Source organism: Polaribacter sp., assembly GCF_965660385.1.
Lineage (GTDB): Bacteria > Bacteroidota > Bacteroidia > Flavobacteriales > Flavobacteriaceae > Polaribacter.
Window position 1 is genome coordinate 1 of sequence record NZ_CBFHZT010000077.1, and the last position, 8994, is coordinate 8994.

The following is an 8994-nucleotide window of genomic DNA, read 5'->3' on the forward strand; positions in this document are numbered from 1 at the left end:
CTTTTGCCTGATGCAAATTTCCGTTAAGATTTTAGTTTAAAATATGATTTTTATCAGTTTTTCAATATCTTTGATATTGATAATAAAATCAACCCATGAGTAAATGTGAACAATGTATTGTGCGCCAATTCAATTCTTTAAAGCATCTTTCTAAAGATGAATTGATTAGAATTTCCGCTTGTAAAACGTCTAAAATCATTAAAAAAGGAGAACCTTTATTTGAAGAAGGAGACCATATTAACGGTGTTTTTTGTATTAAGGATGGTGTTTGTAAGATTTCTAAAATGAGTGAAAATGGAAAAAACCAAATTGTAAACTTAGTACAACGTGGCGATTTAATTGGTGAAAGAAGTTTAATTTCTGACGAGGTTTCTAACTTAAACGCTGTTGCCATTGATGATATGGAGGTTTGTTTTATACCAAAAGAAGAAATTATAAGCGATCTTGAAAAGAACCCAAATTTTACCATGGATGTACTAAAAACGATGGCATCTTCTTTAAAAAAGGCAGATAATATTATTGTAGATATGGCTCAAAAAAGTGTGAAACAACGATTAGCAGAAACACTTTTAAAGTTGGAAGAAAAGTTTGGTACAAATGAACTTGGGGCTATTAACATTCACTTATCAAGAGAAGATATTGCTAATATTATTGGTACTGCAACTGAATCTGCAATTCGTTTACTTTCGAGCTTAAAGAAAAGTGGCTCAATAACTTTCTTAAAGAAAGATATAAAAATTTTAAATAAAAGTGAATTGGTGAAAATTTCTAACGGTTTTTAACTTAAAAAGAGTAACCAATCGCGAAGTTTAAAACGGGTTTATTAAATTGAAAATCGAAACGGTTTCCTTTTTCCAAACTTGGATCGTTAAAAGGTGCAGCTAGATCAAAACGAATTACAAAACCTTGCACATCTATTCGTAAACCAAGACCAGTTCCCATACCCAATTCATTGATGAAATTAGATGTAAATTTATCGGTTTCATTTCCATTTTCATCATTAAAAGTGTCATTCGATACTGAATTCCAAACATTACCTGCATCTACAAAAACTGCTCCTTTAAAGATTGAATAAATAGGAAAACGATATTCTACATTTGCCTCTAATTTAATATTCCCTGTTCTATCAAAAAAAGTAGTATTTGTTTCTGAGTTTCCTTGATAAGTACCAGGACCTAAAGATCTTGTATTAAAAGCTCTTACACTATATGGCCCACCAGAAAAGTATTGTTTTACAAATGGAATTACATCTGAATTTCCATATGCATAACCATATCCTGCAAAAAATCTTGTAGCTATTTTTTGATTATTATCACTGCCAAAATTAAAATGATATCTAAAATCTATGTCTGCCTTTGCAAATTGTGCATATTGAAGCCCTAAAAACTCTTTTGGCTCTCCTATTTCTTTTTCTTTGCCAAATAAACTAATTGAATTTCCTGCAACATCTAAAGTTGAATTTACATAAAATTGATGTTGTTGCGTGTTGATCATTTCATTATAAGTATATGAAAATGTTAATCCAGATATAAATTGTTGATTAAAACTTTCTTCTAAAAAAGGATTGTTCTTCAAAATATTTTCAAAAGCCGTTGTTGTGTTCGATAAACTTGAGTAGTTTAATGAAATAGGATTAATTTCGTAGGTAGTATATTTATTGGCATCCCAAGTATATCCAAAAAGCGCAGAACCAGAAGACAAGGTGTAAAGCTCACTTCTACTTAAATATGTAGCACTTAAACTCATTTTTGTTTTCGGTATTGCATATTCAAAAAAATCTTCTTTAAACCTAATGGGTGCTATTACCCTAGGAAAAATTAATTCAGATTTTAGTCCTAATTCCAAACTGCTTAAGCCTGAATTTTCTCCACTAGCAACTTGAGTTTCATACCCTAAAGTACCTGTAATATTTAGTGTTTCACCACCTTTAAATAAATTTCTATTGCTAAAAGTAACTCCTAAAGTTGGCCCTGCAAAATTGTTAGACTTGGTTACTGCCTGCAATTCTGCACGAATTGCTCGTTTTGTTAAAGGTGATAAAAAAATATTTGCTTCTAAAGCTCCTTTTTCATCATTTGCAATGGTATCTATTTCATTATACTGAATGTTTACATACTTGTATGCGCCAATGGTAGACAAACGTCTTGCTGTATTTTTTGATTTCTCTGGGTTATAAAATTCACCAACCTTTAAGGTGATAAAATCATTTAAGTATTTAGGTTTAAAAATAATTTTATTTTGATAATATTTTTTGTCATCAAAAGCAACATGCTCACCTGTAATTGAATCTTTTAAATTGTAATTTGGGTAAACATTTATATTTTTTAAAACATAAGGTATAGTAGATTTTCGTGGAACTTTAGCTTTCAACTTTAAAAATAAATCGAACTTTTTATCATCATATTGATTCGTATCCGCTTCAAAAATTAAAAAACTTGAATTAAAGTTGTAATATCCTTTTTTCTTAAGCTCTGAATCAATTCTTTGCCTTTCAAATTTAAAATTATTTAAATCAAAACGCATATTTTTCTCAAAAGGTGTTTTTTGTCCAATAGTTTTTATATCAGTATATATTGGAGACACCATACTATCTACCTTAAAATTTTCCATGCGATAAGGTTTAGGTATGTTTAATTGGTAAATAGCTTTAGCTTTTTTTTCTTTTTCTTGGAAAGTTGACACTACTCTACTGTAAAAAAAACCATTATTTTCTAATCTGTTTCTAAGAATAGCTGCAACCTCAACCAACTCAACATCTGATTGATATACTGGTTTTTGACCAATTTTTTTATACAGCCATTTATTAATAAAATTAGGGTTTTCTTTTTGGTTTTTAAAATAATAGTACACCCCTAAATTCATCCCTAAAAACTTTGTGTTGGGTTCAGGTCTTGAAATATTTTGCAAATTTTGCTTTAATTGACCAATGTTTTGTATAGAAGAATCTGCATTAATTTCAATAGATGCTCCTGTATATAAACGTTTACCTTCTGGCATCAATTTATGTACGCTGCAAGATTGTATAACAATTACAAAAACAATGGCTGCGAGTTGATATGAATATTTTTTTATGAACATTTAGTTCTTTTTACTTTTATTGTTTTTATGCTCTATATTAATAGTAGTTTTTTTATCTACTTTCTTTTTTTCATCTTCATCATTTTTATCATTTCTATTTTTTTGCGATCTAAAAATAGCCGCCCACATTTCGCTAAACTCATTAAACTCTTGCGTAAAAATTAATGCGATACCACTTACAATAGTTTGACCATCAATGATATTTTCGAATTCGTTTTTTCTAAATCCTTTTAAACGATATTTACCATCTTCTGTAATTTTATACTCTAAGGTAACATTACCAATTATTGGGGTTTGTTGTGCTGTTGCATTTGTACCTTGTAAATCTAAATCGCTACCAACTCTTACAGTTAAACGCTCGTTAAAAAGTTTTTTTTGCGCTGTAACACCCAATTCTGTTCGATTTGTTGGTGTATTTCCTTGATAATCAGTATAACTATTTAAATCGAAATTAAGTTCTAAACCTGTATTGCCTAAAATTTTATTAGAAAAAGTATTTAATTGTCCTGCAACAGCATCGTTTAAATTATCTCTGGCAATAGTAGCAAAACCACCAGAACTACCATCACTACCAGAATCTGGGTAAAATCTATTTAAAACTAATAGCGAAAAAACTTGTTTGTTGAGTTCTTCTTCTTGCTGATTTACTTGCTGCACTCTACTATAAACTTGTCCGCCAATTGCACCTTGTTCTTCTTCTGGCATTGCCAATTTAAAAGAAATTTTAGGTTGCATTAGTTCTCCATCAATATTTAAAAATACATTAAAAGGTAATACTTGCTTAAATTTGTTTTTGACAGATGGATCTTCATTTGAAATTTGTGCTGCCATTAATGGTGATGCTGAAGTTTCTAATTTGTAAATTGCCTTAACCCCTAATTTTGCATCAAAAGGATTACCAGACCAAGAAACGCGACCTCCAGGAGCTAACAAAAATTTTCTATTTACTAAATTGTATAAGTTTAATTCGTAATGACCTTGGGCAACTTCATAAACTCCAGATAAAGAAATATTACCATTGGGTAACATCGTAAAAAGCAAATCTCCATCACCAGAAACATTAAAATTATCTCCAGTTTCTTTATCAATAATTACAGTTACTTTTGCTTCTTTATTAATTTTTAATTGTGTGCTAATATCAAATCCTTTAATTGTTGCTGTTTGCTCTTCAGTTTCAGTTAAAATGGCATCCGGATTTTCTCGATTCACAAAAACAACAACATTATCTCTATTTTCTTCGGATGCGTAAGATGTTGGCAACACATAAGTAACATTGGTTGCTTTGCCCAAAGTTATATTGGCTTTTAATTTGGGGATTTGTAGGTCTCCTGTTAAATTAGCATTAGCATTGAAAGAAGCCACACCATAAAGTGATGGATTATCTTCTTTTGTTGCATTTAAAACTCTAAAGTTTTTTGCGCTTAACTTTACATCGAATTCTGGGTTTATAAAACTTTTGGTTAAAATTTTACCAGAAAGCTTTAACACATTTTTATTTTCATCTAAAACCGAAAAATTATTTACATAAATGCCATCATTATCTATTTGTAGTTTTTCGTCTTTTAAGGTAAATTTTGTGTTTAATTTTGTAATGTTAAACGTGGCATCAGTAAAAAATAAATCACCCTTATAATTTGGATTGGATGTAGTACCATTCACTTTAAAATGGCCTGAAAACGCACCACTTGTTTCTTTAATTTCTCCTAAAGAAAGTGTATTTAAAGCTTTCATTTTAAAAGTATTTAATTTGATGTTTGCATTTAAATTGGCTTCTTTATTCTCTACAAAATAGTCTCCTGTTAAATCTAAATCGATATCACCTTCTTTTAATTTTACGTTAAAATCATAAGTATTTTCACCTAAAGATTTTCCCTCTAAAGAGAGTTTACCAAAGTCTGTTTTCAAAAATTTTAGTTGCTGTATCGTTAAATCTGCAATAATACCAGTATCCTTAAAAGGATTTTCTAGCACAAATTCTCCGTTTAAAACTCCTGTTGCAATTTCTTTTGTAGGATTTAGATAGCTAAAAACCTCACTTAGTTTAAAATTATGATACTTAATAGCAACATGCTCTTTGGTAATTTTTTCTAGTTGATGGGTAATTTCAATAGATTGCTTGTTTTTCGTAATTTTAAAATCTGTAAACTGTAATTTATCATTTTTAAAAACTACATTATTGCTTGTTGGTATATCCCAAAATTGCTTGTTTAGTTTCAAATTTTTAGGATTTATCGTAAACTCAAGTTGATCTTTACTACCCGTTATTTTAGTATTTATATTGATTAAAGTATCCGCTTTATACCCACTCGAAAAATTCAGTAAAAATTCTTTATTTGCATAATTACCTTGTAACACAGTTTTAGGAATATATAAAGGATTTGCTTTAACATCTTTAAAGCCAAGTTTAAAGTTAAAATTTTTATTATTGGCAGTCATTGTAAAGGCTAAACTATCTAATTCGTTGCCACTATAATTGATATGCGGTGCTGTAATATGTGCATTTAACTTTTTTTGAGCTTCGTTAAAATCAACTGAAAAATCTATCGTATCAATATCTTTTGCGTTTACTAGAAACACTTCTTTTAACAAAGTGGTTTGTGCTATCTTGCCATTTACCTTTAAATCAACTAAATTTTTAGTAGTAGCTACCCTATTTGTATCTTTTGAAAAGTAATTTGAAAAATGATTTTGTAAGGCTTCTTGTATTTTTTTTGGAGCCGCATTTGATTGTAATTTTGCATCAATCATTTTATTTTTCACAAAAAATGCAGTCGTGTCTTGATCTATAAAACCCTCAGCTGCTATTGAACCTAAAAGATAAGACCTGTTGTTATAAACTATTGTACCTTTTGTAACATTCGTATCAAATTTAAAGTTGTCTAAATTTCCATGAAAATTTAAAGCAATATCCATACCTGCTTTCACATTCCGTTTCATTAAACCCAAACCTTCTAAATCTACACCAATTACATCCACTTGTAAAGATGCTTTTGTATCTAGGGAATCTAAGATAACATTTCCCTCTATATTCAAATTCAAATTATCGTCTTTAAAATTAGAGGTTATACTTCCTTTTCCGTTTTTAAAATCAGCTCTAAAATTAGCGTTTTTTAAAGGATAATTATTGAGTGTAAAGGCTTTGATATTGGTTTCTAAAATGGCATCTAAATCATATAAGCTTTTGCCTTTTCCTTTAGATTTTAGGGTAGCACTAATTTCACCTAATTGATTATTTTGTAATAACTCATTAATTTTAAAATTGTTGATTTTGATCTCTGTATCGTAATTAAATGTATTTTGATTTTCAAAATCACCTATTATGTTGATATTTCCTTGTGTCGATTTTAATTTTAGATTTGCTGCAATGTTTTTTAATGTTCCTTTTAAACTTCCTGAAACATTAATTTTTTTTGGGAATTGAATACCTAAACTTTCTTCTTTAACAAACCTATTAATGTCATTTTTTGTAGTTTTGGCTTCAACATTAAGAAATTTTAATTTTAAAAACTCAGGGTTTGAAACATTATTAATGCTACCATCAAAAGAAATTTGGGTTGAATTTCCCCAACCAATTTTGGTGTTTTTTAGATTAATTTCTGAAAGTGTTCCGTTTGCAAAAACACTTCCTTTTATCAGTTTTTTACCTAATGTTGTTAAATATGGATTACTACTTAGAACAGATTGAAATTTTAAAAATTTATTGAGATTCAACTTAATTGTAGGAAAATTTGCAAAGACTATAGTTTGTTCTGGAGTATTTAAAAGCGCCGTAATTGAGTTATAATTCAGCTTAACATTACCTTTTAATTGATTATTGGCCATTAAAATCTCAAAATTATTTACATCTACTTCTTGATTTGAAAAAACTGTATTTAAGGTTAAATTTTCTAAGTTTATTCCAGAACTTTCTTTAAAATTAAAAGCATTGATTTGTAAACTTCCTTTTTGATTTTTATAAAAAATGGACGATGCATTTAAGTTTAATTCTTGTATTGCAATGGCATTTGCATTAAAAGTATCTGTTTGTATTTTGGCATCATCTATACAGTACGAAACCGTATTATTTTGTAGATGAACTTTAGCTATATTCGCTGTTACATTTGGCCATTGAAATTGCGTTTTTGCAGTTGAACTCTTTGAAGAACTTGATTGCATTCTAACACCAATTTTTGAATCATTTAAAGCAATTTCATCAATATTAAAATCACGTTTGTTTAAATTTAAATTTACGTTATCTGAATAAAAATCTGTTATCTTTAAATCTGTTACAAGCTCACTAACAGCGTCTTTATAATAAAATTTTGTATTTTTAAAGGTGATTTTTTCTGATGAGAAATTTGGTAAATCTCCTTCGTCTGAAGAAGTAGACACAACTGCATTTTGAGTATATTTAATATTAGAGTCTGATAATAAAATTTCGTTTACACCAAAATTCATTGTTTCTAAATCAATATTTTTTGTACTTGCATTTAGGTTTCCAATTTTAAAGCTACTTTCAATTCCTAAAGGAATATCAATATAATTTACATCAATATTTGCAAGGTTTATATTGCCGATAATAATATTTGTAGATGCACTATTATTTTCTTTTTTGGGTGTTTCTGTATCTCCTGGTGCAAAAGCATCTATTAAAAATTGAAAGTTATACTCAGCAGTAGTGTCTTTTCTTATAATATTAGCTTTTAAGCCATTCCATTTTATGTCATCAAAGCCAAAATCTGTTCCTCTAATCATTCCTAAAAGAGGCAAATTAGCTTCTAAAGATTTTGAATACACTAAAGTATCTCCTTTTTTATCCTCTAAAAACAAACCATCAATTTTTAAATTTCCATTAAGAGTAACGAAAGTTTTATCAATATTAAATTTGGTATTTGTTTTATTAGAAACATAATCTGTTAATTGATGAACAATTATGTTTTGACCCCAAGGACTCCTAATAAATAAAATAATTAAAAGCAAGAATACAAGTATACCAAAGAATACTCGAAGTAAACGTCTTATAAATCGGTACTTTTTTGTTTTAGTTTTTTTTGAAGTCAATTCTATATTTATTGTATCCACAAATATACTATAGTGTTAAACTAAATTTGACTTTTATTGATTTAGATATTAACTCTTTTAGCTTGATGGAATATTGTTAAAAAAGATTTGCTACATTTGTTTAATAGCATATAAATCCATCCCTAGTAACTATGAAACAAATTATCATCTTCTTACTTCTAGTAATAGCTTCTTTAATTGGTTATGGAATTTATAGTGATTATAAGCGATACAATTCGCCAGAAGTTAATTATAAAACAACTAAAAATATTGATGTAACTTATCATAACAAAGAAATATTATTCACTTATTACAATGCTATTGAAGATTTAAATCGTTTTGTAATTTTTCAATGGACTGCTAATGAAATCGATGTTAGAAAACCAGAAGATGATACTATTGAAACACGATTGGCAGTTGAAACTTATGCTAACAAATTAGCTAAAGTAGCTTACTATGAAGCTATTTTACAAAACTCATTTGAGTTAAAAAATAAAGGACTAAGCAATACCGAAGTGAAATTTTTAGAGGAAAAAGGAATTGACTTAAAAACCTATCAAAGTAAATTAAAAAGAGATAGAATAAAAGCCCTGTTTAATCCTGATACTAAATTATACAATGGTTCAAAAAGCGCCATTATCTTCGAGGTCCAAAAAGAATTGAACAACAAAGGCTATAAAATTAAAATTGATGGTGTTTACCGAGTTGAAACTTTAAATGCTATTAAACAATTTGAAGAAAAAAACAACCTTTTAGCAGATGGGTTTTTAGACAAACTTACCCTTGAAGTATTGTTGGACCAAGTTCAAAAGTTGTGTGTAAATTGATTTAGATTTTAGATTTTTGCAAAAAGATTAAGATTTGGAATTAACCTCA

General features: G+C 28.4%; 4 protein-coding genes. 2 read left to right on the forward strand and 2 right to left on the reverse strand.

What is annotated here, in order from left to right; all coding sequences use genetic code 11:
* Window positions 1-95: 95 nt before the first annotated feature.
* Window positions 96-782 carry a Crp/Fnr family transcriptional regulator gene (locus ACTG3V_RS14310; protein WP_439132854.1) on the forward strand — a complete coding sequence of 229 codons (687 nt, stop codon included), beginning with the start codon at window positions 96-98 and terminating at the stop codon, window positions 780-782.
* A gap of 1 nt (window position 783) precedes the next feature.
* Here ACTG3V_RS14310 and ACTG3V_RS14315 read toward each other — a convergent pair whose 3' ends face one another.
* Together ACTG3V_RS14315 and ACTG3V_RS14320 are read right to left on the reverse strand one after the other, a co-directional pair.
* Entirely contained in the window at window positions 784-3078 is a 2295-nt protein-coding gene (locus tag ACTG3V_RS14315; protein WP_439132855.1) for a BamA/TamA family outer membrane protein, read from the reverse strand.
* Window positions 3079-8139 carry a translocation/assembly module TamB domain-containing protein gene (locus tag ACTG3V_RS14320; protein ID WP_439132856.1) on the reverse strand — a complete coding sequence of 1687 codons (5061 nt, stop codon included), beginning with the start codon at window positions 8137-8139 and terminating at the stop codon, window positions 3079-3081. It abuts the gene before it with no gap.
* Window positions 8140-8270: 131 nt separating this feature from the next.
* On the opposite strand from ACTG3V_RS14320, the gene ACTG3V_RS14325 reads away from it, so the two are divergent.
* A complete protein-coding gene (locus tag ACTG3V_RS14325) occupies window positions 8271-8945 on the forward strand; it encodes a peptidoglycan-binding domain-containing protein (RefSeq protein WP_439132857.1) in 675 nt (224 codons plus the stop codon).
* Window positions 8946-8994: the final 49 nt, after the last annotated feature.